At 71.7% G+C, this 26,227-nt stretch carries 22 protein-coding genes; 14 read left to right on the top strand and 8 right to left on the bottom strand.

Annotation, left to right across the window (positions count from 1 at the left end):
• Positions 1-5: 5 nt before the first annotated feature.
• The 3 genes from ABT095_RS08475 (at position 6) to hutI (ending at position 3,775) form a co-directional block, all read left to right on the top strand.
• A complete protein-coding gene (locus ABT095_RS08475; RefSeq protein ID WP_350528706.1) occupies positions 6-1,190 on the top strand; it encodes an allantoate amidohydrolase in 1,185 nt (394 codons plus the stop codon).
• Positions 1,181-2,533 (top strand): formimidoylglutamate deiminase, encoded by a 1,353-nt coding sequence (locus ABT095_RS08470; protein ID WP_350528547.1) that lies wholly within the window; start codon positions 1,181-1,183, stop codon positions 2,531-2,533. Before ABT095_RS08475 ends, ABT095_RS08470 begins: the two co-directional genes overlap by 10 nt.
• A gap of 75 nt (positions 2,534-2,608) precedes the next feature.
• Complete coding sequence (gene hutI, locus ABT095_RS08465) at positions 2,609-3,775, top strand: imidazolonepropionase (protein WP_350528546.1); 1,167 nt, start codon at positions 2,609-2,611, stop codon at positions 3,773-3,775.
• Positions 3,776-3,779: 4 nt separating this feature from the next.
• Here the strand turns inward: hutI and ABT095_RS08460 are convergent, their stop codons facing one another.
• Complete coding sequence (locus ABT095_RS08460; protein ID WP_350528545.1) at positions 3,780-4,343, bottom strand: Uma2 family endonuclease; 564 nt, start codon at positions 4,341-4,343, stop codon at positions 3,780-3,782.
• 237 nt (positions 4,344-4,580) lie between these two features.
• Here ABT095_RS08460 and ABT095_RS08455 point away from each other — a divergent pair, with 237 nt between their 5' ends.
• Positions 4,581-4,973, top strand: coding sequence for a hypothetical protein (locus tag ABT095_RS08455; protein ID WP_350528544.1), 393 nt, complete (start codon positions 4,581-4,583; stop codon positions 4,971-4,973).
• A 76-nt stretch (positions 4,974-5,049) separates the two neighbouring features.
• Here the strand turns inward: ABT095_RS08455 and ABT095_RS08450 are convergent, their stop codons facing one another.
• Complete coding sequence (locus ABT095_RS08450) at positions 5,050-6,555, bottom strand: peptide MFS transporter (RefSeq protein WP_350528543.1); 1,506 nt, start codon at positions 6,553-6,555, stop codon at positions 5,050-5,052.
• Positions 6,556-6,910: 355 nt separating this feature from the next.
• Between ABT095_RS08450 and ABT095_RS08445 the strand changes: the two genes are divergently transcribed.
• Both ABT095_RS08445 and ABT095_RS08440 read left to right on the top strand, forming a co-directional pair.
• Positions 6,911-7,585: a response regulator transcription factor gene (locus ABT095_RS08445; protein ID WP_350528542.1), complete on the top strand. Its 675-nt coding sequence runs from the start codon at positions 6,911-6,913 to the stop codon at positions 7,583-7,585.
• A gap of 34 nt (positions 7,586-7,619) precedes the next feature.
• Complete coding sequence (locus tag ABT095_RS08440; RefSeq protein ID WP_350528541.1) at positions 7,620-8,864, top strand: sensor histidine kinase; 1,245 nt, start codon at positions 7,620-7,622, stop codon at positions 8,862-8,864.
• A 6-nt stretch (positions 8,865-8,870) separates the two neighbouring features.
• Here the strand turns inward: ABT095_RS08440 and ABT095_RS08435 are convergent, their stop codons facing one another.
• Positions 8,871-9,401, bottom strand: a complete 531-nt coding sequence (locus ABT095_RS08435; protein ID WP_350528540.1) for a GtrA family protein — start codon at positions 9,399-9,401, stop codon at positions 8,871-8,873.
• A gap of 216 nt (positions 9,402-9,617) precedes the next feature.
• Here ABT095_RS08435 and ABT095_RS08430 point away from each other — a divergent pair, with 216 nt between their 5' ends.
• Genes ABT095_RS08430 through ABT095_RS08420 form a run of 3 tightly spaced genes read left to right on the top strand, consistent with a single transcriptional unit; the run spans position 9,618 to position 12,504 of the window.
• Positions 9,618-10,790, top strand: a complete 1,173-nt coding sequence (locus ABT095_RS08430; RefSeq protein WP_350528539.1) for a 5-(carboxyamino)imidazole ribonucleotide synthase — start codon at positions 9,618-9,620, stop codon at positions 10,788-10,790.
• Positions 10,787-11,311 carry a 5-(carboxyamino)imidazole ribonucleotide mutase gene (gene purE, locus ABT095_RS08425; RefSeq protein ID WP_350528538.1) on the top strand — a complete coding sequence of 175 codons (525 nt, stop codon included), beginning with the start codon at positions 10,787-10,789 and terminating at the stop codon, positions 11,309-11,311. The genes ABT095_RS08430 and purE overlap by 4 nt, the downstream gene beginning before the upstream one ends.
• Positions 11,312-11,361: 50 nt before the next feature.
• The gene (locus tag ABT095_RS08420; protein WP_350528537.1) at positions 11,362-12,504 is read left to right on the top strand and encodes a dipeptidase; all 1,143 of its coding nucleotides are present in this window, start codon (positions 11,362-11,364) and stop codon (positions 12,502-12,504) included.
• Here the strand turns inward: ABT095_RS08420 and ABT095_RS08415 are convergent.
• Both ABT095_RS08415 and ABT095_RS08410 read right to left on the bottom strand, forming a co-directional pair.
• Positions 12,501-12,908 carry a CoA-binding protein gene (locus ABT095_RS08415; protein ID WP_350528536.1) on the bottom strand — a complete coding sequence of 136 codons (408 nt, stop codon included), beginning with the start codon at positions 12,906-12,908 and terminating at the stop codon, positions 12,501-12,503. The genes ABT095_RS08420 and ABT095_RS08415 overlap by 4 nt on opposite strands.
• Before the next feature lie 29 nt (positions 12,909-12,937).
• Entirely contained in the window at positions 12,938-14,281 is a 1,344-nt protein-coding gene (locus ABT095_RS08410; RefSeq protein ID WP_350528535.1) for a UDP-glucose dehydrogenase family protein, read from the bottom strand.
• A 189-nt stretch (positions 14,282-14,470) separates the two neighbouring features.
• Between ABT095_RS08410 and ABT095_RS08405 the strand changes: the two genes are divergently transcribed.
• Positions 14,471-15,628 (top strand): acyl-CoA dehydrogenase family protein, encoded by a 1,158-nt coding sequence (locus ABT095_RS08405; RefSeq protein WP_104816410.1) that lies wholly within the window; start codon positions 14,471-14,473, stop codon positions 15,626-15,628.
• Positions 15,629-15,818: 190 nt separating this feature from the next.
• On the opposite strand, the gene ABT095_RS08400 is transcribed toward ABT095_RS08405, so the two are convergent.
• Positions 15,819-17,162, bottom strand: a complete 1,344-nt coding sequence (locus tag ABT095_RS08400) for an LCP family protein (RefSeq protein WP_350528534.1) — start codon at positions 17,160-17,162, stop codon at positions 15,819-15,821.
• A gap of 387 nt (positions 17,163-17,549) precedes the next feature.
• Here ABT095_RS08400 and ABT095_RS08395 point away from each other — a divergent pair, with 387 nt between their 5' ends.
• Positions 17,550-18,335, top strand: coding sequence for an ABC transporter ATP-binding protein (locus ABT095_RS08395; RefSeq protein WP_350528533.1), 786 nt, complete (start codon positions 17,550-17,552; stop codon positions 18,333-18,335).
• Between the two features lie 13 nt (positions 18,336-18,348).
• On the top strand, positions 18,349-20,919 hold the full coding sequence (locus ABT095_RS08390; protein ID WP_350528532.1) for an ABC transporter permease: 2,571 nt from the start codon (positions 18,349-18,351) through the stop codon (positions 20,917-20,919).
• A 75-nt stretch (positions 20,920-20,994) separates the two neighbouring features.
• Here the strand turns inward: ABT095_RS08390 and ABT095_RS08385 are convergent, their stop codons facing one another.
• Entirely contained in the window at positions 20,995-22,485 is a 1,491-nt protein-coding gene (locus ABT095_RS08385; RefSeq protein WP_350528531.1) for an LCP family protein, read from the bottom strand.
• A 195-nt stretch (positions 22,486-22,680) separates the two neighbouring features.
• On the opposite strand from ABT095_RS08385, the gene ABT095_RS08380 reads away from it, so the two are divergent.
• Entirely contained in the window at positions 22,681-23,721 is a 1,041-nt protein-coding gene (locus ABT095_RS08380) for a glycosyltransferase family 2 protein (protein WP_350528705.1), read from the top strand.
• 62 nt (positions 23,722-23,783) lie between these two features.
• Positions 23,784-24,401, top strand: coding sequence for an acyltransferase (locus tag ABT095_RS08375; RefSeq protein ID WP_350528530.1), 618 nt, complete (start codon positions 23,784-23,786; stop codon positions 24,399-24,401).
• A 57-nt stretch (positions 24,402-24,458) separates the two neighbouring features.
• On the opposite strand, the gene ABT095_RS08370 is transcribed toward ABT095_RS08375, so the two are convergent.
• Positions 24,459-26,105 (bottom strand): LCP family protein, encoded by a 1,647-nt coding sequence (locus tag ABT095_RS08370; RefSeq protein WP_350528529.1) that lies wholly within the window; start codon positions 26,103-26,105, stop codon positions 24,459-24,461.
• Between the last annotated feature and the right edge of the window lie 122 nt (positions 26,106-26,227).

The following is a 26,227-nucleotide window of genomic DNA, read 5'->3' as shown; positions in this document are numbered from 1 at the left end:
AGGCCATGTGGGCGGAGCTGCTCCCCGTGGGCCGCTCCGCCTCCTCCGGCGGGTACCGCCGCTTCGCCTGGAACTCGGCCGACGCCGAGGCCCGTGCGTGGTTCCGCGAGCAGGCACTCAAGAGGGGCCTGACGTACGAGCTGGACCGCAACGGCAACCAGTGGGCCTGGCTGGGTGATCCGGCCGCCGGTGACGCCGTCGTCACCGGCTCCCATCTGGACTCGGTGCCGGACGGCGGTGCCTTCGACGGCCCGCTCGGCGTGGTGTCCTCCTTCGCCGCGCTGGACGAACTGCGCGCTCGCGGCGCGGAGTTCACCAAGCCGCTGGCGATCGTCAACTTCGGCGACGAGGAGGGCGCGCGGTTCGGCGTGGCCTGCATCGGCTCCCGGCTGACCGCCGGGGTGCTGTCGCCGAAGGCGGCGTTCGAGCTGCGCGACGCCGACGGCGTCCGGCTGCCCGACGCGATGGAGAAGGCCGGGTACGACCCGGCCGCCATCGGCGCGGACACCGAGCGGCTCGGCCGGATCGGCGCCTTCGTCGAGCTGCACGTCGAGCAGGGCCGGTACCTGACGGCGGAGCAGCCGGTCGGTGTGGCCAGCGCGATCTGGCCGCACGGCCGCTGGCGGTTCGACTTCCACGGTGAGGCCAACCACGCGGGCACCACCTGGATCGAGGACCGCCGCGATCCGATGCTCACCTTCGCCGACACCGTGCTCACGGCGCGGCAGCGGGCTCAGCTGGCCGGCTCGCTGGCCACCTTCGGCAAGGTCGCCGTGGAGCCGAACGGCACCAACGCGATCGCCTCGCTGATCCGCGGCTGGCTGGACTCCCGGGCGGCCGACGAGGAGACCCTGCACCGGGTGGTGGAGGAGATCCACGCGGCCGCCGTGGCCCGCGGCGAGCAGGACGGCGTCAAGGTCGAGCTGACCCGCGAGTCGTACACCCCGGTGGTCGACTTCGACGGCCCGCTGCGCGACCGCCTCGCGGCCCGCCTGGGCGGCGCCCCGGTGCTGCCCACCGGGGCCGGGCACGACGCGGGCATCCTGGCCTCGGCGGTGCCGACCGCGATGCTGTTCGTCCGCAACCCCAGCGGTGTCTCGCACTCCCCGGCCGAGCACGCCGAGCTCGCCGACTGCCTGCGCGGCGTCGAGGCGCTCGCCGACGTACTGGAGGACCTGGCATGCCGGTGACCACGTACTGGGCGGAACACGCCTGGCTGCCGGGCGCGAACGGCCCGGCGGTCCGGCCGGACGTGCTGATCGCGGTGGACGCGGCCGGGGCGATCACGCAGGTCACCCCCGACAGCGGCCCCTGCCCCGCCGGGGCCGTCCGGCTGGCCGGGCTGCTGCTGCCGGGCCAGGCGAACGCCCACTCGCACGCCTTCCACCGCGCCCTGCGCGGCCATGTGCAGATCGGCTCGGGCACCTTCTGGACGTGGCGGGACACCATGTACCGCTTCGCCGGGGCGCTCGACCCGGACAGCTACCTGGCGCTGGCCACCGCCGTGTACGCGGAGATGGCGCTCGCGGGCGTCACCAGCGTGGGCGAGTTCCACTACCTGCACCACGCGCCCGGGGGCGTCGCGTACGACGACCCCAACGCGATGGGCCACGCGCTGATCGAGGCGGCGGCCCGGGCGGGCATCCGGATCACGCTGCTCGACACCTGCTACCTCTCCTCGGGCTTCGGGGCCGCCCCGACCGAGACGCAGCTGCGGTTCAGCGACGGCGACGCCGAGCGCTGGGCGGCGCGTGCCGCGGAGCTCAAGCCGGCCGAGCACGCCCGGATCGGTGCGGCCGTGCACTCGGTGCGGGCCGTCCCGGCCGAGCAGCTGGGCACGGTGGCGCGGTTCTCCGAACTGCGCGAGGCTCCGCTGCACGTCCACCTCTCCGAGCAGACCGCCGAGAACGAGGCCTGCCTGGCCGTGCACGGCGTCACCCCCACCCGGCTCCTTGCCGACCACGGGGTGCTCGGGCCGCGGACCTCGGCGGTGCACGCCACCCACCTCACCGAGGAGGACATCCGGCTGCTCTCCACCAGCCGGACGACCATCTGCATGTGCCCGACCACCGAGCGGGACTTGGCGGACGGCATCGGCCCGGCCCGGCAGCTGGCGAGCGCGGGCTCCCCGCTCTCGCTCGGCAGCGACAGCCACGCCGTGATCGACCCCTTCGAGGAGGCACGGGCGCTCGAACTCGACGAGCGGCTGCGCACCCGCACCCGGGGGCACTGGACGGCTTCGGCCCTGCTGCGCGCGGGCACCGAGGACGGCCACGCCTCCCTCGGCTGGCCCGAGGCCGGCCGCGTCGAGGCCGGCTCCCTCGCCGACTTCACCGTGATCGCGCTGGACTCCGTCCGTACGGCCGGGCCCGCGCCCTCGTACGGTGCCGAGACGGCCGTCTTCGCGGCCTCGGCGGCGGACGTGCGGCACGTGATCGTCGGCGGTCGGCACATCGTCAAGGACGGTGTCCACCAGCTGGTGGCGGACGTCCCGGCGGCGCTGCGGGACTCGATCGCCGCGCTGCAGTCGTAAGATCATAAGTGTGGTGTCCGAGAGGGGCTGATCCTCTCGGGCACCACGCTTTTCTCCCCTGGAAAGGTCTCCGGCGTGAGCCTCCTCATCACCAACATCGGCAGCCTCGTCACCAACGACCCCGCGCTCGGCAGCGGCCCGCTCGGCCTGCTGACGGACGCCGCCGTGGTGGTCGAGGGCTCCTCCGTCTCCTGGGCCGGCCCCGCCTCGGCCGCCCCCGCCGCCGACACCTCGTACGACGCGGCCGGGCGCGCGCTGCTCCCCGGCTTCGTCGACTCGCACGCGCACCTGGTCTTCGCGGGCGACCGCACCGCCGAGTTCAACGCCCGGATGTCCGGCCAGGCCTACACCGCCGGGGGCATCCGTACGACCGTGGCCGCCACCAGGGCCGCTTCGGACGCCGAGCTGGCGGCCAACCTCACCCGCTTCGTGCGCGAGGCGCTGCGGCAGGGCACCACGACCATCGAGTGCAAGTCCGGCTACGGGCTCACCGTCGCCGACGAGGCGCGGGCGCTGCGGATCGCCGCCGAGCACACCCCGGAGACCACCTACCTGGGCGCGCACGTGGTCGCGCCCGAGTACGCGGAGGACCCGGCGGGGTACGTCGACCTGGTGACCGGCGAGATGCTCGACGCCTGCGCGCCGCACGCCCGCTGGGTGGACGTCTTCTGCGAGAAGGGCGCCTTCGACGGCGACCAGGCCCGGGCCATCCTCACGGCCGGCATCGCGCGCGGCCTCACCCCCCGGGTGCACGCCAACCAGCTCTCGTACGGCCCCGGCGTACAGCTCGCCGTCGAGCTCGGCGCCGCCTCGGCCGACCACTGCACCCACCTGACCGACGAGGACGTCGCCGCGCTCGCTTCGTCCTCCACCGTCGCGACCCTCCTCCCCGGCGCGGAGTTCTCCACCCGCGCTCCCTACCCGGACGCGCGCCGCCTGCTCGACGCGGGCGCCACCGTCGCCCTCTCCACCGACTGCAACCCGGGCTCCAGCTTCACCAGCTCGATGGCCTTCTGCATCGCCGTCGCCGTCCGGGAGATGGGCATGACCCCCGACGAAGCCGTCCTCGCCGCCACCCTCGGCGGCGCCCAGGCCCTCCGCCGCACCGACGTCGGCCGCATCACCCCCGGCGCCCGCGCCGACCTGCTCCTGCTCGACGCCCCCTCCCACGTCCACCTCGCCTACCGCCCGGGCGTCCCGCTGACGGCCGCCGTCTGGCGCGCGGGCGTCCTGGAGGTCTGACGGGTCAGCGGGGCGTGTACCGCTTGAACTCCGCCGAGTCGACGGTCCACGGGCCGACCGCCACCAGGTCGCCGAAGGCGTAGTCGTGGGTGGCGCGGTACCGGGGGCCGTCGGGCCCGTCGGCCGGGTCGGAGCAGACGGTGAGAGTGCCCTTGCGGGGGTCGACGAGGAGGTAGAGCGGGATGCCCATGGCTGGGTAGTCCTGCATCTGCTCCTGGTAGTCGTTGTTGTGGTTCGACGGCGAGACGATCTCGGCGACCAGGTGGAGGGCGCGCGGGTCGATGGAGTCCTCTGTCTGTTCGAGGTCGACCTCGGACATGACAATCAGATCGGGCCGACGCAGTATGCCGAGCGCCGGATTCTCCACGTCGCCCCCGGTGTGGGCTACCAGGTCGCCCGTGAGCTGCCGGTCGAGCTGGCGGCGCAGGCGCAACGCGTTGAGTTCGTGCGGGCCGGACGGCGACATCATCATGGTGATCTCGCCGTCCCGGATCTCGACCCTGCTCGCCAGGTCGCCGTACTGGTCCATGAGTTCGTCCGCGACGGCGCGGAGCCGCTGGTAGTCCATGCCTCTGATGCTAAGGGCTCAGCTCCTCCTCGACGCCCCTTCCGGCGGGTCACCGCCCCCGCCGACGGGTGGGGGCGGTCCGGCTGGGCGGCGGGTGGTTCGCATGCCCGCTTGTTGCGAGGCTGAGCTGCGGCTTCGGCCCCGAGCGGTTCGAGGGCCGACGGCCGCGCAAGCCATTCCACCCACACAGCGCGGGGCACCCATCTTCGGCGGTGCCGCCGGGCGGAAGAGAACCACATGAACCTCCTTGCGAAGCGCGCCGGCACGACGAGCCGTCGGCGCCTGGCCACCGTCGCGGCGGTGCCGCTGGTCGCCGGCACCCTGATGATGATGCTTCCCGGCCAGGCGTCCGCGGCGACGCAGTCGAAGTGCAACGTCTCGGCCAAGCTCAACTGGGGGACGGCGGAGGCGACCTCGACCTGCACCCCGATCGCCGGCCCGATGGTCCAGGGCACCAAGCAGGTGAACAACCACCGTGCCGTGATCAAGTGCGCCAACATCCGCGGCCAGGGCAACCAGCACGACATCTACGTCACGCTCCACGGCCCGTGGAAGCGCCCCGGCGAGGCGTCCACGGTCAGCTGCCCGATGCGCTCCTCGCTCGCGGGTTACTCGCAGGACACCAACTGAGCCCAGGCGAAACGCCGGTGGCCCGGCTCCCCGTGAAGCAGGGGAGCCGGGCCACCGGCGTTTCGTGGCTACGGCGTCAGTGCACGTCGCCCATCAGTGCGACGACCTTCTTGCGGGCGGCCCACAGGCCCACCGCCGCCAGGATCGCCGCCACGCCCTCGGCGGCGAAGTACCAGGTGCTGCCGGACGCGTCGCCCATGAGCAACTGGACCTGGGCGCCGACGCAGTCGCCCGCCGTGACGGCGAGGAACCAGACACCCATCATCTGGCTGGCGTACTTGGGCGGCGCCAGCTTGGTGGTGACCGAGAGGCCGACCGGGGAGAGGGTCAGCTCGCCGACGGTCTGGACCAGGTAGACCATGGCCAGCCAGAGCGGCGTCACCTTCACGCCGCCGGAGGACGCGGCCATCGCCATCATCATCACCATGAACGAGGCGCCGATCATCAGCAGACCGATCGCGAACTTCACCGTGGTGCTGGGGTTCTTCCCGCGGCGGGCCAGCCAGACCCACAGCCAGGCGAAGACCGGGGCCAGCGCCATGATGTAGAGCGGGTTCAGGGACTGGAACCAGCTGGACGGGAAGTTGAAGCCGAACAGGGTGGAGGCCGTGTTCTGGTCGGCGAAGATGTTCAGCGTCGACGCGGACTGGTCGTAGATCATCCAGAACACCGCGGCGGCGACGAAGAACCAGATGAAGCCGCTCATCTTCGACTGCTCGTCGGCGGAGAGGCTGGTGTCCTTCTTGACCCGGAGGAAGTAGATCACCGGGATCGCGATGCCGATGAAGGACAGCGGGTTGAGCACCCAGCCGATCGAGAAGCTGCCGGAGACCACGACCGCACCGTAGAAGACCACGGCGACTCCCAGCCAGAACAGCGACTTGCGCAGGACGGTCTTCTTCTCCTCGGCCGAGATCGGCGAGGTGGCCAGGCTGCTCTTCTCGCTCAGGTGCTTGGTGCCGAGGAAGAACTGGGCCAGGCCCAGCGCCATGCCGACACCGGCCATAGCGAAGCCCAGGTGCCAGCTGACCTTCTGGCCGACCGTGCCGATGACCAGCGGCGCGAGGAAGGCACCCAGGTTGATGCCCATGTAGAAGACGGTGAAGCCACCGTCGCGGCGCGGGTCGTTCGGGCCGTCGTAGAGGTGGCCCACCATCGTGGAGATGTTCGCCTTGAGCAGGCCGGAACCGACGGCGATGAACACCAGGCCGACGAAGAACGAAGCGGAGGCGGGCACGGCCAGCAGGAAGTGGCCGATCATGATGATGGTGCCGCCGACGGCAACGGTCTTGCGCGGGCCCCAGGAGCGGTCCGCGATCCAGCCGCCCGGCAGCGCGAAGAGGTAGACCGCCGCGTTGTAGACGCCGACGATCGCGCCGCCCACCGCAGCCTTGTAGCCGAGCCCGCCCTCGGCGGCAGGGGCCACCAGGTAGAGCACCAGCAGGGCCTTCATCCCGTAGAAGCTGAAGCGCTCCCACATCTCGGTCATGAAGAGAGTGGCGAGGCCTCGGGGGTGCCCGAGGAAGGTCTTGCCGCTGGTGGGGGCCGGCTTGAGGCCGGGCTCCAGGGTCGTAGACGCCATGTGTAAGGGGTTCCTTGCCTGACTTCGCCCGCCAAGGGGGGTGGCGGCGGACGGGGACCCAGCCACTGTACGTGGCGCTATCAGATGACAAGGAAGGACAAAGCGGCAGATGTACGTCTTGTCCAGGTAAAGATTCGACCGTACAAGGAGTCTATATCCATGGCCGCGCAGGAATTATTCCTTCGAACCGAAGGCGAAAGCCGCCAATCTTCCCGCTGGTCGGCCAGGTTGACCCTGCGGGTGACCAAAAGTAACGATCACGCTCTGTGAACTACTTCACAGTCCCGGCGGGTGCCGCCGAACCGCCCCGCCGGGGGGCCTGATCGGCGGGCGCCCGGCGGACTACCATCTGCCCATGACCTGTGTGCTGCTGGCCGAGGACGACCCGGCAATCTCCGAACCGCTGGCTCGCGCGCTGCGCCGCGAGGGCTACGAGGTGCTCGTCCGCGAGGACGGTCCGGCCGCCCTCGGGGCCGGGCTGACCGAGGAGGTCGACCTCGTGGTGCTCGACCTCGGGCTGCCCGAGATGGACGGCCTGGAGGTGTGCCGCCGGCTGCGCGCCGACGGCAAGAGCTGCCCGGTGCTGGTGCTCACCGCCCGCGCCGACGAGGTGGACACCGTGGTCGGCCTGGACGCCGGCGCGGACGACTACGTCACCAAGCCGTTCCGGCTCGCCGAGCTGCTGGCCCGCGTCCGGGCGCTGCTGCGCCGCGGCAACGTGGACCAGCTGACCACCGGCGCGCACGGCGTGAAGATCGACATCGAGTCGCACCGCGCCTGGCTCGGCGAGGAGGAGCTGACCCTCTCCGCCAAGGAGTTCGAGCTGCTCCGGGTGCTGGTGCGCGACGCCGGCCGGGTGGTGACCCGCGAGGAGATCATGCGCCAGGTCTGGGACACCACCTGGTGGACCTCCACCAAGACCCTGGACATGCACATCTCCTGGCTGCGCAAGAAGCTCGGCGACGACGCGGCCAACCCGCGCTACATCGCCACCGTGCGCGGCGTCGGCTTCCGCTTCGAGAAGAACTGACCGCAGGGCCCGTAACAACTGAAAGGCGGCGCCGGTGAAGCGCCGGATGATCAACTCCCTGCTGGGCGTCGTCCTGGTGGTGGTGGCGGTGTTCTGCGTCCCGCTCGCACTGATCGAGAAGCAGAACATCGTCAACGGCGCGAAGGACCGGGTCGACGCCGCCGCCGTGCGGGTGCTCGGCCTGGTGGAGAGCCGGCTGGCCTCGGGCGAGGCGGTGACCGGCGAGAAGTTCGCCGCGCAGGTCACCGACGGTTCCTTCGTCACCGTCGACATCCCCGGCCAGGCGCTGATCGCGGCCGGCCGGCCCGTCACCGGGCCGGCCCTGACCGCCGCCGAGACGGGCGCCAGCGGCGAGACCGTCACCGTGGTGCAGTCCCGCAGCGACGTGGACCACGAGATCGGCAACATGCTGCTGCTGCTCGGTGTGGTCGCCCTGCTCGCGGTGCAGGCCGCCGTGGCGCTGGCCGTGTGGCAGGCCAAACGGCTGGCCCGCCCGCTGATCGACCTGGCCGAGACCGCCGAGCGGCTCGGCTCCGGCGACCCGCGCCCGCGTGACCGCCGCTACGGCGTGCCCGAGCTGGACCGGGTCGCCGAGGTGCTCGACACCAGCGCCGAGCGGATCGCCCGGATGCTCACCGCCGAGCGCCGCCTGGCCGCCGACGCCTCGCACCAGCTGCGCACCCCGCTCACCGCGCTGTCGATGCGGCTGGAGGAGATCACCGCGCTGGCCGAGGAGCCGGAGACGGTCAAGGAGGAGGCGACCATCGCCCTCCAGCAGGTCGAGCGGCTGACCGATGTGGTGCAGCGGCTGCTCACCAACCAGCGGGACCAGCACAGCCCGACCGTGGTCTCCTTCGACCTGGACGACGTGATCAAGCAGCAGGTGGAGGAGTGGAGCCCCTCGCTGCGCGACACCCGGCGCCTGCTGCGGATCGAGGGCCTGCGCGGCGCCCGGGTGCTCGGCACCCCCGGCACCGTGGCCCAGGTGCTCGCCACCCTGCTCGAGAACTCGCTGATGCACGGCGCGGGCACCATCACGCTGCGGGTACGTCCGCTGGGCAACTCGGTGGTCACCGAGGTGCAGGACGAAGGCGCGGGCGTCCCGCCGGAGCTGGGCAACCGGGTGTTCGAACGGGCGGTCAGCGGGCGCAACTCCACCGGTATCGGCCTGGCCGTGGCGCGCGACCTGGTGGAAGCGGACGGCGGCCGTCTCGAGCTGCTCTCGCTCCGGCCGCCGGTGTTCGCGCTCTTCCTCGGCCGCGCGGAGCCCGAGGAGTAGCAGCCGCTACTTCGCCAGGGTCTGGCTGCCCTCGGTGGCCAGCACCAGCTCGGCCTCGGTCACCACGGCCGGCTCGGTCTCGGCCAGTTCGGGCAGGGCCTTGAACACCCAGGTGCGGTAGGAGAAGAAGCGGAAGACCGTGCCCACCGCGAGGCCGACCACGTTCTTGGCGATCAGCTGGGCGGTGTGGGAGGTGTAGTCGAGCACGTGCACCGAGAAGGCCAGGATGCCGTTCTCGATCAGCAGCCCTATTCCGCTGAAGATCAGGAAGAGCGTGATCTCCCGCTTGCGGGAGGCCGCGTCGCGGTCGCGGTACAGCCAGTACCGGTAGCCCAGGTAGTTGGTGCCGATCGCCACGGCCGTGGCGATGACGCCGGCGAGCGAGTTGATCCAGCCGGTGCCCTGGAGACAGGCCCAGAACACTCCGGCGTTGACGACCACGCCGCCGAGCCCGACGATGCCGAACTTGATCACTTCACCCGACAGGCCCCGGAGCCGCTGGAACAGCGAAGGGGCGGGGCTGGCGGTCGTGGTCATAAGCGGGCGTACTCCTGCACATGATCGGATAGTGCGTATCAGGCTCCGGCCATCCAGGCTACTCGCTCCCCAACGGCCCACTGCCGCCCAGGGGTCTGTGAACGGCCCGCGCAGCCCCGGCACACTGCCCCCGCACCACCTGCGCACCGCGATGACCGGCCCGGATATCCTTGGGGCGTGACTCTTGCGGGCAAGGCAAATTTTCCAGTGGTCGGCATGATCGGCGGTGGGCAGCTGGCCCGCATGGCACACCAGGCGGCCATCCCGCTGGGTGTCAGGTTCCGCCTCCTCGCGGACACCCCGCAGGACTCCGCCTCCCAGGTCGTCTCCGACGTGGTCCTCGGTGACTACCGCGACCTGGAGACGCTGCGCCGCTTCGCGGCCGGCTGCGACGTGATCACCTTCGACCACGAGCACGTGCCCACCGAGCACCTGCGCGCCCTGCAGGCCGAGGGCATCGCCGTCCGTCCCGGCCCGGACGCCCTGGTGAACGCCCAGGACAAGGGCGTCATGCGCGCCAAGCTGGACTCCATCGGCGCCCCCTGCCCGCGCCACCGCCTGGTCGCCGACCCGGCGGACGTGACCGCGTTCGCGGCCGAGCTCATGGGGGGCCAGGGCGAAGCCCTGTCGAGCGAGGGTGGCGGTGGGCGACGGGCGGGCGGCTACCCCGTCGTACTCAAGACCGTCCGGGGCGGCTACGACGGCAAGGGCGTCTGGGTCGTCGACAACGAGGAGGAGGCCCACGCGCCGTTCCTCGCCGGCGTGCCCGTCCTCGCCGAGGAGAAGGTCGACTTCCTGCGCGAGCTCGCGGCCAACGTGGTCCGCTCGCCCAGCGGCCAGGCCGTGGCCTACCCCGTGGTGGAGAGCATCCAGGAGAACGGCGTCTGCGCCGAGGTCACCGCCCCCGCCCCCGAGCTCGACCCGTCGCTGGCCGCCGAGGCGCAGGCCCTCGCCCTGCGGATCGCCGGCGAGCTGGACATCACCGGCCACCTGGCCGTCGAGCTGTTCCAGACCAAGGACGGCCGCATCCTGGTCAACGAGCTCGCGATGCGCCCGCACAACTCCGGCCACTGGTCGCAGGACGGCGCCGTCACCTCGCAGTTCGAGAACCACATCCGGGCCGTGCTCGACCTCCCGCTGGGCGACCCGCGCCCGCGCGCCAAGTGGACCGTCATGGTCAACGTGCTGGGCGGCGACTACCCGGACATGTACCACGCCTTCCTGCACTGCATGGCCCGTGACCCCGGGCTCAAGATCCACATGTACGGGAAGGACGTGAAGCCCGGCCGCAAGGTCGGCCACGTCAACGTCTTCGGGGACGACCTCGACGACGTCCGCGAGCGCGCCCGCCACGCGGCCGCCTACCTGCGAGGAACGATCACCGAATGACTGCACCTCTCGTCGGCATCGTCATGGGCTCCGACTCCGACTGGCCCGTGATGGAGGCCGCCGCCCAGGCGCTGGACGAGTTCGAGATCCCGTACGAGGTGGACGTCGTCTCCGCGCACCGGATGCCGCGCGAGATGATCGCGTACGGCGAGCGGGCGCACGAGCGCGGCCTGAAGGCGATCATCGCCGGTGCGGGCGGGGCGGCCCACCTGCCCGGCATGCTCGCCTCGGTGACGCCGCTGCCGGTGATCGGCGTGCCGGTGCCGCTGCGCTACCTGGACGGCATGGACAGCCTGATGTCGATCGTGCAGATGCCCGCCGGCGTGCCGGTGGCCACCGTCTCGATCGCCGGTGCCCGCAACGCCGGCCTGCTGGCCGTCCGGGTGCTGGCCGCCTTCGACGCCGAACTGGCCGAGAAGATGGTCGAGTTCCAGGCCGAGCTGAACACCCAGGCCACCGAGAAGGGCAAGAAGCTGCGCGCCAAGGTGGCCGGCTCGGCCGCCTTCGGCTTCGGCAAGTGAGCTGACACGTCAGCCCCGTTCTGCCGCTGCGAAGCGGTAGAACGGGGGCCATGACTACTGAACTGCTGGACCAGGCCAGGGCCCTCCTCCGCGACACCCCGGTGGTGGACGGCCACAACGACCTCCCCTGGGCGATGCGCTGCCAGGCCGGCTACGACCTCGACGCCGTGGACCTCGCGGGCGACCAGAGCGAGCGCCTGCACACCGACCTGGCCCGGCTGCGCGCGGGCGGGGTGGGCGGGCAGTTCTGGTCGGTCTACGTCCGCACCGACTACACCGGTGACCAGGCCGTCAGCGGCACCCTGGAGCAGATCGACTTCGTCCGGACGCTGACCGAGCGCTACCCGGACCAGCTGCGGCTCGCGCTCACCGCCGACGACATGGAGACCGCCCGCGCCGAGGGCCGGATCGCCTCGCTGATGGGCGCCGAGGGCGGACACAGCATCAACTCCTCGCTGGCCACCCTGCGCTCCCTGCAGCGCCTGGGCGTGCGGTACATGACGCTCACCCACAACGACAACCTGCCGTGGGCCGACTCGGCCACCGACGAGCCGGTGCTCGGCGGGCTGAGCGAGTTCGGCGAGGAGGTCGTCCGGGAGATGAACCGGATCGGCATGCTGGTCGACCTCAGCCACGTCTCCGCCGACACCATGCGGCACGCGATGCGGGTCACCTCGGCGCCGGTGATCTTCTCGCACTCCTCCGCGCGCGGCGTCTGCGACCACCCGCGCAACATCCCCGACGACGTGCTGGCCGCCCTGCCGGGCAACGGCGGCGTCGCGATGGTGACCTTCGTGCCGAAGTTCATCCTGCCCGCAGCCGTGGCGTGGACGGCGGCGGCGGACGAGAACATGCGGGCGCACGGCTTCCACGCCCTGGACACCACGCCCGAGGCGATGGCCCGCCACCGCGTCTTCGAGGCCGCCAACCCGCGCCCGCGCGCCTCCGCCTCGACGGTGGCCGACCACCTCGACCACATGCGCGAGCTGGCCGGCATCGACCACCTCGGCATCGGCGGCGACTTCGACGGCACCGCGTTCGTCCCGGACGGCCTGGACGACGTGGCCGGCTACCCGAACCTGATCGCCGAACTGCTGCGCCGGAACTGGTCGCAGGCCGACCTGGCCAAGCTCACCTGGCACAACGCGGTGCGAGTGCTGCGCGACGCCGAGGCCGTGGCCGCCAAAGGCTAGAGCAGCGGCAGCTCGATGGCCGGGCACTTGTCCATGACCATGTCCAGACCGGCGGCGCGGGTGCGCTCGTAGGCGGCCTGGTCGATCACGTCGAGCTGGAACCAGACGGCCTTGGCGCCCTTCGCCACCGCCTCGTCGGCGATGCCACCGGCCAGCGAGGAGTTCACGAAGACGTCCACCACGTCGACGTCGAAGGGGATGTCGGCCAGGCTCGGGTACCCCTGCTCGCCGAGCACCGTCTCGGCGGCGGGGTGCACGGGCACCACCCGCTTGCCCGCCTTCTGCAGGACGCGGGCGACGCCGTAGGCGGCCCGGCGGGTGTTGGTGGACAGGCCGACCACGGCCCAGGTGTCTCCGGTGTCCTTGAGGATGCGCCGGACGGTCGCGTCGTCTCCGTAGCTCATACCAGCCCCAACACCCGCTCCCGGCAGGGCTATTCCACCGTCGGCCGGCCCATGGCGCGGTAGCTCCAGCCGGCCGCGCGCCAGCGGTCGGCGTCCAGCACGTTCCGCCCGTCGAGCACTCGGCGCTCGGCCACCACGGCGCCGAGCACGGCCGGGTCCAGCTCGCGGAACTCCTGCCACTCGGTCAGGTGCAGCACCACGTGCGCGCCCTCGGCGGCCTCCAGCGGGGAGTCGGCGTAGGTGAGGGAGGGGAACATCTTGCGGGCGTTGTCCATCGCCTTGGGGTCGTAGACCGTGACCTGGGCGCCCTGGAGCTGGATCTGCGCGGCGACGTTCAGCGCGGGGGAGTCGCGGATGTCGTCCGAGTTGGGCTTGAAGGCGGCGCCGAGCACGGCGACCCGGCGGCCCAGGAAGCCGCCGCCGCACTGCTCGCGGGCCAGCTCCACCATCTTGGAGCGGCGCCGCATGTTGATCGAGTCCACCTCGCGCAGGAAGGTGAGCGCCTGGTCGGCGCCCAGCTCGCCCGCGCGGGCCATGAAGGCGCGGATGTCCTTGGGCAGGCAGCCGCCGCCGAAGCCGAGTCCGGCCTGCAGGAACTTGCCGCCGATCCGGGGATCGTGGGCGAGCGCCTGGCTCAGCTGGACCACGTCGGCGCCCGCGTTCTCGCAGACCTCGGCCATCGCGTTGATGAAGGAGATCTTGGTGGCGAGGAAGGAGTTGGCGGCGGCCTTGACCAGCTCGGAGGTCGGGTAGTCGGTGACCACGAACGGCACGCCCGCAGCGATCGGCGTCGCGTACACCTCGCGCAGCAGCTCCTCGGCCCGGCCCTCGCGCACGCCGACCACGATCCGGTCCGGGTGCAGGGTGTCGCCGACGGCGTAGCCCTCGCGCAGGAACTCCGGGTTCCAGGCCAGCTCGGCCGCCGCGCCCACGGGGGCCAGCGCGGCGAGCCGCTCGGCCAGCCGGCTCGCGCTGCCGACCGGCACGGTGGACTTGCCGACCACCAGGGTCGGGCGGGTCAGGTACGGGGCGAGCGAGTCGAGCGCGGAGTCCACGTACGACATGTCGGCCGCGAACTCGCCCTTCTTCTGCGGGGTGTTGGTGCAGATGAAGTGGACGTCGCCGAACTCGGCGGCCTCCTGGTACGAGGTGGTGAAGCGCAGCCGCCCGGTCGACCCCTGGTGCCCCGCGGTGTGCCGCACCAGCAGCTCCTCCAGGCCCGGCTCGTACATCGGCACCCGGCCGGACGCCAGCATGGCGACCTTCTCCGGGACGATGTCCAGGCCGAGCACCTCGAAGCCGAGCTCCGCCATGCAGGCGGCGTGCGTCGCGCCGAGGTAGCCGGTGCCGATCACGGTGATGCGCAGAGTCACGTGCTACCCCTAAGTCCGTCCTACTTGCAGCCCTCGATGGTAGTCGTCGGTTTCGGAAGCCCAGAACGGTGTCGCGCATGTCACGTACGGGGTAGGCAGAGGAGAACCCTAGAATTAGGATCTACTTAACGGTAATTAACTAGCCGGTAGTTATCTGAGTCCGGCGGGACAGACATAAGGGGCGAGCAGATGGCGGGCACCTCGGACTTCGATCTCTTCCGGCTCTCGGAGGAGCACGACATGCTGCGGGAGGCGGTGCGCTCCCTGGCTGAGGCGAAGATCGCCCCGTACGCCGCCGAGGTCGACGAGCAGGGCCGCTTCCCGCAGGAGGCGCTGGACGCGCTGCAGGCCAACGACCTGCACGCGGTGCACGTGCCGGAGGAGTACGGCGGCGCCGGTGCCGACGCGCTGGCCACCGTCATCGTGATCGAGGAGGTCGCCCGCGTGTGCGCCTCCTCCTCCCTCATCCCGGCCGTCAACAAGCTCGGCTCGCTGCCGGTGCAGCTCTCCGGCTCGGAGGAGCTGAAGCAGAAGTACCTGGGCGCGCTGGCCCGCGGCGAGGGCATGTTCTCGTACTGCCTCTCCGAGCCGGACGCCGGTTCGGACGCGGCCGGCATGAAGACCCGCGCGGTGCGCGACGGTGACTTCTGGGTGCTCAACGGCGTGAAGCGCTGGATCACCAACGCGGGCGTCTCCGAGTTCTACACCGTGATGGCCGTGACCGACCCCGAGAAGCGCTCCAAGGGCATCTCGGCGTTCGTGGTCGAGAAGGGCGACGAGGGCGTCTCCTTCGGCGCGCCGGAGAAGAAGCTCGGCATCAAGGGCTCGCCGACCCGCGAGGTCTACCTGGACAACGTCCGCATCCCGGCGGACCGCATGATCGGCGAGGAGGGCACCGGCTTCGCCACCGCGATGAAGACGCTGGACCACACCCGCGTCACCATCGCCGCCCAGGCCATCGGCATCGCCCAGGGCGCCCTCGACTACGCCGCCGGGTACGTCAAGGAGCGCAAGCAGTTCGGCAAGCCGATCGGCGAGTTCCAGGGCATCCAGTTCATGCTCGCGGACATGGCGATGAAGCTCGAGGCCGCCCGCCAGCTGACCTACGCGGCCGCCGCCAAGTCGCAGCGCACCGACTCCGACCTGACCTTCTTCGGCGCCGCGGCCAAGTGCTTCGCCTCCGACGCGGCGATGGAGATCACCACGGACGCCGTCCAGCTGCTCGGCGGCTACGGCTACACCCGGGACTACCCGCTGGAGCGCATGATGCGCGATGCCAAGATCACCCAGATCTACGAGGGCACGAACCAGGTGCAGCGGATCGTCATGGCGCGCAACCTTCCGTAGGTCTCGCCAGTCTCAGTAGTGCCGCTCAGCAGCCGAAGGGCGCCCCTCCCGGGGCGCCCTTCGGTGTTTCCGCACCAACCACTGCCACTCGAGAACAGAGTGCGCCCCCGGAGTGCCGGAAGAGCGAGCGGCGCGCGGCGCGGCGCGCAAGCTCCTCCGGACGGGTGCGCCGGAGTGACCTCGGGCCTGCCTACTTGGCGTCGGGGACGGGGGTGTCGTTCTTGATCGCGTCGAAGACCTGCTTGGACTTCGCCTGGTCCCACTTGACGGCGGACTCCCCGGTGGGGGTGCGGTAGTCCGCGTTGGCGATCGGCACGGTGATGGACTTGCCGTTGCCACCGGTGACGGACTTCATCGCCATGAAGAGCGAGCCCAGGTCGGTCAGCCCGGCGTCGTCGTCCACGATCAGGGTGCCCAGGCCCGAGCTGATCAGCGGGTAGAGGGTGAAGGGGTTGAGCACCGTGGCGGGGGAGGCGGCCTGCTTGGCCAGGGCGCTGAGGAACTTCTGCTGGTTGCGCATCCGGCCCAGGTCCTGGTCGGCCTGCTGGTGCCGCTCGCGGACGAAGGCGAGCGACTGCGCGCCGTTCAGGGTCTGGCAGCCGGCCTTGAGGTTGAGCCCGGAGTCCTTGTCGGAGATGTCCTTGTCGATGCACATGTCCACCCCGCCGACCGCGTCCACGATGCCGACGAAGCCCGCGAAGCCGATCTCCGCGTAGTGGTCGATGTGGATGCCGGTGTTGGTCTCCACGGTCTGCACCAGCAGCTTGCCGCCGCCGTTGTTGAAGGCCGCGTTGATCTTCGAGGTGGTCTGCGGGACGGTCTTCCCGTTGCCGTTGGTGTTCTGGTGCGCGGGGATCGGCACCCAGGAGTCACGCGGGATCGACATCAGGGTGTTCCCGTTGTCCCCGATGTGCAGGACCATCATCGAGTCGGAGCGCTTGCCCGAGTCCGAGCCGGTGTGCAGCGCGTCCTTCTCGCCGTCGCTGAGGCCGTCCCGGCTGTCCGAGCCGACGATCAGCCAGTTGGTGCCCTTCCCGGCGGCCGGCTTGCCCGGGTAGGAGGCGAGCACGTTCTCGTGGTTCAGCTTGCCGCTGGCCCAGAAGTACGTGCCGACGGTGGTCACCAGCAGCGCGCCGACCAGGGCCAGCGCGGAGACCTTGACGATCCGCTTGCGCGGCCACCGCGAACGGGCCGGCCGGCCGGGGGGTATCGGCGCGCCGGGCCCGCCGGGCCGCACCGGCGCACCCGGGCCGCCGGGCTGCGGCTGCCCGTACTGCTGCGGCTGGCCGTACTCGGGCTGCCGGCCGTACTGCTGGGGCTGCCCGTACTCGGGCTGCCGGCCGTACTGCGGCTGCCCGTACTGCTGCGGGGGCTCCTGCTGGGGCCGGGGCCGGGCGCCCGGGCCGCGCGGGTTCAGGCCCGGGGGCAGCGGTGGCTCGGCCGGGGTGCCGCCGTACTGCTGCCCGTACCCGCCGTCGCCCTGACCGTACGAGCTGCCGCCGCCGCTCGGGCGGCCCTCCTGCCACGTGTTCATGTGGGGAAGGATGCCCGAAACCGCCCGGCGGTACTTACCCCGGGGCCCCCATCGGCCTGCTTGTAGCAGTTTTGATGCACGGGGCGGACGCCCCGGCGAAGCTGTCCCGGCGACCCTGACGCACGGGAAGGAAACCCCTAGGGGGACGGCCCCCGATCCCGTACATCCACCGCAGCCCGGCTTCCTCCCGGCGGATGACGAAGCGGCCCGGGCCAGCTCCTAACGTGGTTCTTATCCCACCGCACCGGCCTGGCGGCGACACCGCAAGGGGGGCAGCACGGTGGGGCCAGCTCCAGTGGAAGACGGCAGCCAGCACCATGTCGGGGGACGGGTGCGCTCGGTCAGTCTGGAGCCCGACGGGTGGACCACAGTACTTAGGAGACTCCAGTGACGACGGCAACTACGGCCGTGCCCAGTTCGCACCCCGGTGGCCGGAGCGCCCCGGCCGCCTCCGCGCGGAGCGTGACCAAGGCCTACGGCGCGGGGGAGACGCGGGTGACCGCACTGGACTCCGTGGACGTGGACATCGAGCGTGGCCGCTTCACCGCGATCATGGGCCCCTCCGGGTCCGGCAAGTCGACGTTGATGCACTGCCTCGCCGGGCTCGACACGGTCTCGGCGGGCCAGATCTGGGTCGGCGGCACCGAGATCACCGGCCTCAAGGACAAGCAGCTCACCCGGCTCCGCCGGGACAAGATCGGCTTCATCTTCCAGGCGTTCAACCTGCTGCCCACGCTCAACGCGCTGGAGAACATCACGCTCCCGATGGACATCGCCGGCCGCAAGCCGGACCAGGCCTGGCTCGACCAGGTGGTGGCCACCGTCGGCCTGGCCGACCGCCTGAGGCACCGCCCGACCCAGCTCTCCGGCGGCCAGCAGCAGCGCGTCGCGGTGGCCCGTGCCCTGGCCGCCCGCCCCGAGATCATCTTCGGCGACGAGCCCACCGGTAACCTCGACTCCCGCTCCGGCGCCGAGGTGCTGACCTTCCTACGCCGCTCGGTCGACGAGCTCGGCCAGACCATCGTCATGGTCACCCACGACCCGGTCGCCGCCTCCTACGCGGACCGCGTGCTCTTCCTCGCGGACGGCCGGATCGTCGACGAGATGCACGCCCCGACGGCCGACTCCGTCCTCGAGCGCATGCGCCGTTTCGACGGCAAGCGCACGAGCTGAGCGGGGGCCGGTCATGCTGCTCAAGACATCCCTACGGAGCTTCTTCGCCCACAAGGGGCGGATGGTGCTCTCCCTGCTGGCCATCGTGCTGTCCGTCGCCTTCGTCTCGGGCACCCTGGTCTTCTCCAACACCGCCACCGGCACCTTCGACAAGCTCTTCGCCACCACCGCCTCCGACATCTCCGTCCAGCCCGCCGAGGACAAGGTCCTCAAGGACGGCCCGCGGGGCGGCAAGCCCGTCGTGCTCCCGGTGGCCACCGCGCAGAAGGTGGCGGCCCTCCCGGGGGTGAAGACGGCGGTCGGCGAGGTGTTCACCCACAGCGCCACCCTGGTCGACCCGACCACCAACAAGGCCGTCGGCCCGACCACCGGCGCCCCCACCATCACCGGGAACTGGGTCGAGACCCCGCGCAAGTCCCTGGACATCACCTCCGGCGCCGCCCCCAAGGGCAGCGACCAGATCGTGCTGGACGCGGACACCGCCAAGAAGGCCAAGCTCCAGCTCGGCAGCAAGCTGCGGGTCATCACCGACAGCGGCAACTACGACTTCACGATTTCCGGCATCGCCACCTTCCGGACCACCAACCCCGGTGCCGCCCTCGCCTTCGTGGACACCGAGACGGCCCAGAAGGACTTGATCGGTGCCACCGCCTTCACCTCGGTCGAGGTCTTCGGCGACGGCAGCCGCAGCGACGAGCAGCTCAAGGCCGATGCCCTGAGCAGCCTCGGCAGCGCCTACCAGGTCAAGACCGCGCAGGAGCAGAAGGACGAGAACAACAAGGGCGTCGGCGGCTTCCTGGGCTTCATGAAGTGGGCCATGCTGGGCTTCGCCGCGGTCAGCGCGCTGGTCGGCGGGTTCCTGATCGTCAACACCTTCTCGATGCTGGTCGCCCAGCGCACCCGGGAGATCGGCCTGCTCCGGGCGATCGGCGGCAGCCGCAGCCAGGTCAACCAGTCGGTGATGATCGAGTCCCTGCTGCTCGGCGTGGTCGGCTCCACCCTCGGCATCGGGGCCGGGCTCGGGCTCGCCAAGCTGCTCATCCTGCTGATGAAGGCCGCCGGGATGGACCTGACGGCCGCCACGCTCGAGATCGACTGGACCGTCCCGGCCGCCGGGTACGCGGTCGGCATCATCGTGACCCTGATCGCCGCCTGGTTCCCGGCCCGCCGGGCCGGGAAGATCTCCCCGATCGCGGCCCTGCGGGACCACGGCACCCCGGCCGAGGCCAAGGCCAACCGGATCCGGGCCGCCGTCGGCCTGGTGCTCACGGCGGGCGGCGCCGCCATGCTGGCCGGTGCCGCCACCGTGACCGACGCGGCCCAGGGCGGGATGCTGCTGGCCGGCGGCGTGCTGCTCACCCTGATCGGCTTCGTGGTGCTCGGCCCGCTGCTGGCCACCGCGGTGATCCGGGTGCTCGGCGCCCTCCTGCCCGCGCTGTTCGGTCCGTCCGGCCGGCTGGCCCAGCGCAACGCCATGCGCAACCCGCGCCGGACGGGCGCCACCGCGGCGGCCCTGATGATCGGCCTGGCCCTGGTCACCGGAGCCTCCATCTTCACCTCCTCGACGGTCAGCTCGACCAACGCCCAGATCGACAAGTCCGTCGGCGCCGACTACATCGTCTCCACGGGCAACGGCAGTCCGCTCACCCCGGCCATGGTCAAGGCGGCCCAGGCCACCTCGGGCCTGGCCCACCTCACCGAGCAGAAGGCCGTCCCGGCCGCCGTCACCAGCCCGGACGGCACCACCACCGAGCGGGGCCTGACCGTGGTCTCGCCGAGCTTCACCAGCGACTTCAAGCTCCCGGTGAAGTCCGGCAGCGCCGACACGATCAGCACCGGCGGCATCTCGGTGGACGAGGACTTCGCCGCCCAGCACCACATCGCCCTCGGCGACAGGCTCGCGGTCGACTACGGCCACGGGCACACCCAGAGCCTCCCGGTCGGCCTGATCGTGCAGAAGGGCAACTCGCTCTTCGACGGCAACTTCTTCACCGGCATCTCCACCGTCGCCAAGGCCCTCCCGGCCGACCGGATGCCGGGCGACGCCGCCCTGTTCGGCACCGCCGCCGCCGGCAGCGACAAGGCCCAGGTGCTCGACGCCCTGCAGAAGTCGCTCGCGGAGTACCCGCAGCTCATGGTCAAGGACCAGGCGGGGTACAAGGAGATCGTCCAGAGCCAGCTCAACACCCTGCTCTACATGATCTACGGCCTGCTGGGCCTGGCGATCGTCGTCGCGGTGCTCGGCGTGGTCAACACGCTGGCCCTCTCGGTGGTCGAGCGCACCCGGGAGATCGGCCTGCTGCGGGCGATCGGGCTGTCCCGCCGCCAGCTGCGCCGGATGATCCGCCTGGAGTCCGTGGTGATCGCGGTCTTCGGCGCGGTGCTAGGCACCGGCCTGGGCCTGGCCTGGGGCATCACCGCCCAGCGGGTCCTCTCCACCAAGGGCCTCGACACCCTGAGCGTGCCGACCACCACGATCGTCTCGATCCTGGTCGCCTCCGCCCTGGTCGGTCTGTTCGCCGCTCTCCTCCCGGCCTTCCGGGCAGGCAGGATGAACGTCCTGGCGGCCATCGCCACGGACTGACCCACCGCCGCACGGCCGGCCACCGCCCACCCCGGGCGGTGGCCGGCCGCGTTCCCGGCCAGGGCCGGTCCGACGCTACGGGCAGCTGATCGCGTCCCCGCTGTCGGCCGAGACCACCGGAGCCGGAGCCTGCGTCGGGGCCTGCGTCGGGCTCGGCTTGGGCGAGCGAGCCGGGGGAGGTGTCGGAGCCGTCGAGGGCTTGACCGCCGTCACGCCGAGGTAGTCGCTTCCCGCGACCACCTGCATGGTCGGCCCGAGGCCCGGGACGGGGGTCAGCTGGGCCGCGGGCAGCGCCGCGGCCAGCGTCTTGACCGACTCGTCCCAGCGCGGGTCGTAGCGGATCACCGTCCGCGCCACGTTCCCGGTGTTGGCCGGCACCCCGGAGGTCGCGAAGCCGACCCGCCGCAAGTCCCCGTCCACCCGCGCCCCGAGCCCGACCACCCCGGCGCCGTTCAGCACCTGCACCCGGATCTGCCCCGGCGGCACCGCGCCAGCCGTCGGCGCGGGAGTCACCACCGGCGAAGGCGCGGCCGATGCGCGCTCGGTCAGCGGACGCCCGGAGCGCAGCGCGCCGAACAGCGCCTTGGCCCCCGGCTCGTCCCACAGCACCGTCGAGCCCCACCCCGGCACCTGGTGGTCCACGTCGGAGAGCGGCACGGTGGTGAAGTCCGCGTTCGCCGCGGAGAAGTCCTTGAGCCGGGTGGCCAGGGCCAGCAGGTCCGCCGAGGTCAGCTCCTGGTCCGCCTTGACCGAGCTCAGCACGCTGCTCACCACCCGCCCGAGCTTCGCCGGGTCGAGCAGGGTGCCACCGGCGGTCGCCTGGTGCAGCAGCTGGGCCAGGAACCTCTGCTGCCGGTGCATCCGCCCCAGGTCGGAGCTGCCGTCCACGTGCCGGGCGCGGACGTACTTGAGCGCACCGGCCCCGTCCAGCCGGGTCGTCCCGGCCGGCAGGTCGAGCCCCGAGTAGTCGTCCTTGAGCGGTTTGGCGGTGCAGACCGCGACCCCGCCCAGCGCGTCCACGGTGGAGACGAAGCTGAGGAAGTTGACCTGCAGGTAGTGGTCGATCCGCAGGCCGGTGTTCTGCTCGACCGTCCGGACGGTGAGCGGGGCGCCGCCCATCCCGTAGGCCGCGTTGATCTTGCCCTGCCCGCTCGGCACCTGCCGCCCGGTGGCCTGGTCCCGGTGCGCGGGGATGGTCACGTACGAGTCGCGCGGGATGCTCACCACGCTGGCCCGGCCGCCGTCCTTCGAGAGCTGCACCAGCATCATCGTGTCGGTGCAGTGGCAGGGCTCGCCGCCCGCGTGCAGCACGTTCTTCAGGACGTCCTCGGGGATTCCCTCGCGCTCGTCGGTGCCCACCACCAGGAAGGTGGTCGCGCCGTCGTCGGCCGGCCGGTCGCCGCCCCCGCCGAAGGCGTCCACCCGGCCGATCGAGGTGTCCACCCCGTTCAGCACCACCCAGCCACCGCAGGAGGTGGCCAGCACCGCTACCGAGACCGCGCCGGCCAGCCATCGGCCCCACCGGCGGCGGGGACGGGCGGGCGGGCGCACGCGTGAGGGAGGCATCTTTCGGATGGTAGGCGCGGCGCCCGGCCGGGCCGCCGGGACGCGCCGGGACACGCGAACCGACCAGCCGAAACGTTCCGCCGCCCGGCCGTGCTTGACGCCCTGCACCGAACGTCCCCGGAACCGGCGCCGAGCCTCCACCCCGGACCTGACAAGGCGCGCCGACCGCCGGTACCGTTGGCCCCGATGAACACCATGAACACCCAGGCTGCTGAGGAGCTGCCGGCGGTCTCCGTGATCATGCCGGTGCTCGACGAAGAACGCCACCTGCGCGCCGCCGTCCGGCACATCCTCGAACAGGACTACGCCGGCGAGATGGAGGTGGTGATCGCGCTCGGCCCGTCCAAGGACCGCACCGACGAGATCGCCGCCGAGCTGGCCGCCGAGGACCCCCGGGTCCGGACGGTGCCCAACCCGACCGGCCGTACCCCCGCCGGGCTGAACGCCGCCATCCGCGGCTCCCGCCACCCGATAATCGTCCGGGTGGACGGCCACGGCCTGCTCACCCCCGGCTACATCACCACGGCCGTCCGCCTCCTCGGCGAGATGGAGGCGGCCAACGTCGGCGGCATCATGCACGCCGAGGGCGAGACCGAGTGGGAGAAGGCCGTCGCGGCCGCCATGACCTCCAAGATCGGGGTCGGCAACGCCGCCTTCCACACCGGCGGCCTGGCCGGCCCGGCCGACACCGTCTACCTGGGCGTCTTCCGCCGCGAGGTGCTGGAGAAGCAGGGCGGGTACAACGAGGAGTTCATCCGGGCCCAGGACTGGGAGCTGAACTACCGGATCCGCCAGGACGGCGGCCTGATCTGGTTCACCCCGCAGCTGCGCGTCACCTACCGGCCCCGGCCGAGCGTGCGGGCCCTGGCCAAGCAGTACAAGGACTACGGCCGCTGGCGCCGGGTCGTCACCCGCTACCACCGCGGCTCGGTCAACCTGCGCTACCTCGCGCCCCCGGCGGCGCTGCTGGGCGTGGTCGGCGGCCTGGTGCTGGGCGCGGCCGTGCACCCCGCGTTCTTCGTGCTGCCCGCCGGCTACCTGCTCGGCATCGTCGGCGGCTCGGTGGTGGAGGGCCGCGGCCTGTCCGCCAAGGCCTGGCCGCAGCTCCCGGTGGCCCTCGCCACCATGCACCTGAGCTGGGGCTTCGGCTTCCTCACCTCCCCGCGCTCGCTGGCCCGCAAGGTCATCGCCGCCACCCCGGGCCACCAGGCCCCGGCCGCCGCCGAGGCCAAGTAGGCCCACCCCGGAAAGGCCGATTCCCCCACGGGGAGTCGGCCTTCGCCGTTATCTTCGGCGCCATGCAGAACATGGGTGGGGCGGCCCGTACGCGGGTGCGGATCGAAGCGACGGCGGACGTCGACGAGCGGGCGGTGATCGGGCCGGACAGTACGGTCTGGCACCTGGCCCAGGTACGGGAGGGGGCCGAGATCGGGGCCGAGTGCATCATCGGCCGGGGCGCGTACGTCGGGCCCGGGGTGCGGATCGGCGACCGGGTGAAGCTGCAGAACCACGCGCTGGTGTACGAGCCGGCGGTGCTCGAGGACGGAGTGTTCGTCGGCCCGGCCGCCGTGCTGACCAACGACCTCTACCCGCGCTCGGTGGACGTGGACGGCAAGCTCAAGCGCGGGGACGACTGGCACGCCAAGGGCGTGACCCTGCGCGAGGGCTGCTCGATCGGCGGCCGGGCCGTCCTGGTCGCGGGGGTGACCGTCGGCCGCTGGGCCCTGGTCGCGGCCGGTGCGGTGGTGCACCGCGACGTCCCCGACTTCGCCCTGGTCGCCGGAGTCCCGGCCCGCCGCCTCAAGTGGGTCGGCCGGGCCGGTGAGCCCCTGGAGCCGCTGGGCGAGGGCCGCTGGCGCTGCCCGCGCACCGGCGAGGAGTACCTCGAGACGGACGGCCTGCTCAGCCAGGCCTGACGACCTGGCCCCGGGACGGTGTGTCCGGCCCCGGCTGTGCGGCCGGGGCCGTCCGCGTCACCAGGTGTAGATGCCGCCCTGGGAGACGACGTGCATGCAGCTCCTCTCGTTGCCCGCCGTGTCGAGGTCGCCCGCCGACTTGGGGGCGCCGGTCGGGGCCGCGGTGGGGGCGGCGGAGCTGCCGCTGCCGCCGGCGGCTCCGGCGGGGAAGGTGCTGCCGCTCGGCCAGTCGGCGCCGATCACCAGGGTGATCCCCTTGGCACTGCCCTGCTTGAGCGCGCTGCCCGGCAGCCCGAGCGCGGCGGCCACGGCCTGGGCGTCGGTGAGCTGGCCGCTGCCGTAGGTGAGCACGGTGCTGGTGTGGCTGCCGGCGTTCGGGCCGGTGGCGGCCTTGGCGAACCCCGCGGAGACCAGGGCCGCCTTGACGTCCCCGGCCCGGCCGGCGGTCGTGGTGCCGTTCTGCACGGTGACGGCGATGGCGTCCTTGGCCAGCTCGCGGATCGGTGCGGCGGCGGCCGTGGTGCCGGCGGTCGGTGAGGGGGAGGCCCCGGCGGAGGACTTGGCCACGCCGTCCAGCGGCTGGTCGGCGATCACCCGCTTCCAGATGTCGGCGGTGGGCGCCTGGTCGAGGACCAGCCGTTCCTTGTCCTTCGGGTCCGTCAGCACCGGCACGGTCAGCGTGGTGGTCCGCTCGGCGGGCACGGCCTTGATGTCGTTGCCCAGGTCGTACAGCTTCTTGATGTCCTTGAGGGGCTTGTCCACCGAGATCGACTTGGTGGCGGCCTCGGCCAGGCCCATCAGCTTGCCCGGGTCGCTGAGCGAGCCGCTCTTCTTGAGCTCGCGCATCAGGGCGCTCAGGTACATGTGGTTGGCCTGGGTGCGGCCGAGGTCCGAGCCCCAGGCGTCGCGGACGCGCAGCCACTGCAGGGCCTGCTCGCCCTTGACGTAGGTGATGCCCTGGGGCAGCTTGAGACCGGTGCCGCCGATGTGCGGGACCTGCCGGTCGTACATGTTGCGGTCGACGCAGACGGGCACCCCGCCGACGGCGTCCGCCATGGTCACCACGCCGGAGAAGTCGACCATCATGTAGTGGTCGATCTCCAGGCCGGTGAGCGAGATCCAGGTGCCGACCACGCAGCCGGGGCCGCCCCGGGCCAGCGCCTCGTTGATCTGGATCCGCTTCTGGGCGGGGAACTGCTGGGTGTTGTCCTCGTTGTGACAGGCCGGCATCGACACCATGGTGTCGCGCGGGATGCTGATCATCGACGCGTTGCTGCGGTCGGCGGATATGTGCAGCAGCATCTGCACGTCGGCCAGGCCGGGCCGGTTCGCGTCACCGGCTGCGCCGCCGAGCTCGACGTCGGCCGGGTTGGAGCGGCTGTCGGTGCCGATTAGCAGGATGTTCAGGGGGGTCTGCCCGGCGGCGTTCGGCTTGGTCTTCACACCGTGCGCGTCGCTCAGGTTGTTCGTCCCGGCCTGGATGTTGTCGTTGAGGTGCTGGTAGTAGAAGTACGCGGCGCCGCAGCCGGCGACCATGGTGAGCGCCACCCCGATGCCGACGGGTTTCAGCCAGCGCTTCCACCCCGTCTTCTTCTTCCGCCGACCGCCGCGCTTCGCGCTGCGTGCCGCCGCCCGACCGCCCGGAAGCGGCTGGGAGCCGGTCGCGGACTGGTCGTCGGATATCGAATCGACGCTGTTGGACATCGCGGTTCCGCCGCCTCTCGTGATCGGGCCCCCGTCGGCCGCTTACCGGAACCTACCGGACGTCACGGCGAGCTCCAGAATTTGTTACATAATCAGAACTATTTGGGGGCAAGGGTTTGACG

Source organism: Kitasatospora sp. NPDC002227 (genome assembly GCF_040296285.1).
GTDB lineage: Bacteria > Actinomycetota > Actinomycetes > Streptomycetales > Streptomycetaceae > Kitasatospora.
Note: the sequence above shows the minus strand (reverse complement) of the source record. Positions and strands in the feature narration are given on the sequence as shown.

Coding starts and splice junctions, on each gene's coding strand:
- ABT095_RS08430 (WP_350528539.1), top strand. CDS start 9,618: ATGATCGGCGGTGGGCAGCTGGCCCGCATGGCACACCAGGCGGCCATC.
- ABT095_RS08405 (WP_104816410.1), top strand. CDS start 14,471: ATGGCGGGCACCTCGGACTTCGATCTCTTCCGGCTCTCGGAGGAGCAC.
- ABT095_RS08420 (WP_350528537.1), top strand. CDS start 11,362: ATGACTACTGAACTGCTGGACCAGGCCAGGGCCCTCCTCCGCGACACC.
- ABT095_RS08415 (WP_350528536.1), bottom strand. CDS start 12,908: ATGAGCTACGGAGACGACGCGACCGTCCGGCGCATCCTCAAGGACACC.
- ABT095_RS08390 (WP_350528532.1), top strand. CDS start 18,349: ATGCTGCTCAAGACATCCCTACGGAGCTTCTTCGCCCACAAGGGGCGG.
- ABT095_RS08375 (WP_350528530.1), top strand. CDS start 23,784: ATGCAGAACATGGGTGGGGCGGCCCGTACGCGGGTGCGGATCGAAGCG.
- purE (WP_350528538.1), top strand. CDS start 10,787: ATGACTGCACCTCTCGTCGGCATCGTCATGGGCTCCGACTCCGACTGG.
- ABT095_RS08470 (WP_350528547.1), top strand. CDS start 1,181: ATGCCGGTGACCACGTACTGGGCGGAACACGCCTGGCTGCCGGGCGCG.
- ABT095_RS08435 (WP_350528540.1), bottom strand. CDS start 9,401: ATGACCACGACCGCCAGCCCCGCCCCTTCGCTGTTCCAGCGGCTCCGG.
- ABT095_RS08445 (WP_350528542.1), top strand. CDS start 6,911: ATGACCTGTGTGCTGCTGGCCGAGGACGACCCGGCAATCTCCGAACCG.
- ABT095_RS08450 (WP_350528543.1), bottom strand. CDS start 6,555: ATGGCGTCTACGACCCTGGAGCCCGGCCTCAAGCCGGCCCCCACCAGC.
- ABT095_RS08475 (WP_350528706.1), top strand. CDS start 6: ATGTGGGCGGAGCTGCTCCCCGTGGGCCGCTCCGCCTCCTCCGGCGGG.
- ABT095_RS08370 (WP_350528529.1), bottom strand. CDS start 26,105: ATGTCCAACAGCGTCGATTCGATATCCGACGACCAGTCCGCGACCGGC.
- ABT095_RS08460 (WP_350528545.1), bottom strand. CDS start 4,343: ATGGACTACCAGCGGCTCCGCGCCGTCGCGGACGAACTCATGGACCAG.
- ABT095_RS08455 (WP_350528544.1), top strand. CDS start 4,581: ATGAACCTCCTTGCGAAGCGCGCCGGCACGACGAGCCGTCGGCGCCTG.
- ABT095_RS08400 (WP_350528534.1), bottom strand. CDS start 17,162: ATGAACACGTGGCAGGAGGGCCGCCCGAGCGGCGGCGGCAGCTCGTAC.
- ABT095_RS08385 (WP_350528531.1), bottom strand. CDS start 22,485: ATGCCTCCCTCACGCGTGCGCCCGCCCGCCCGTCCCCGCCGCCGGTGG.
- ABT095_RS08380 (WP_350528705.1), top strand. CDS start 22,681: ATGAACACCCAGGCTGCTGAGGAGCTGCCGGCGGTCTCCGTGATCATG.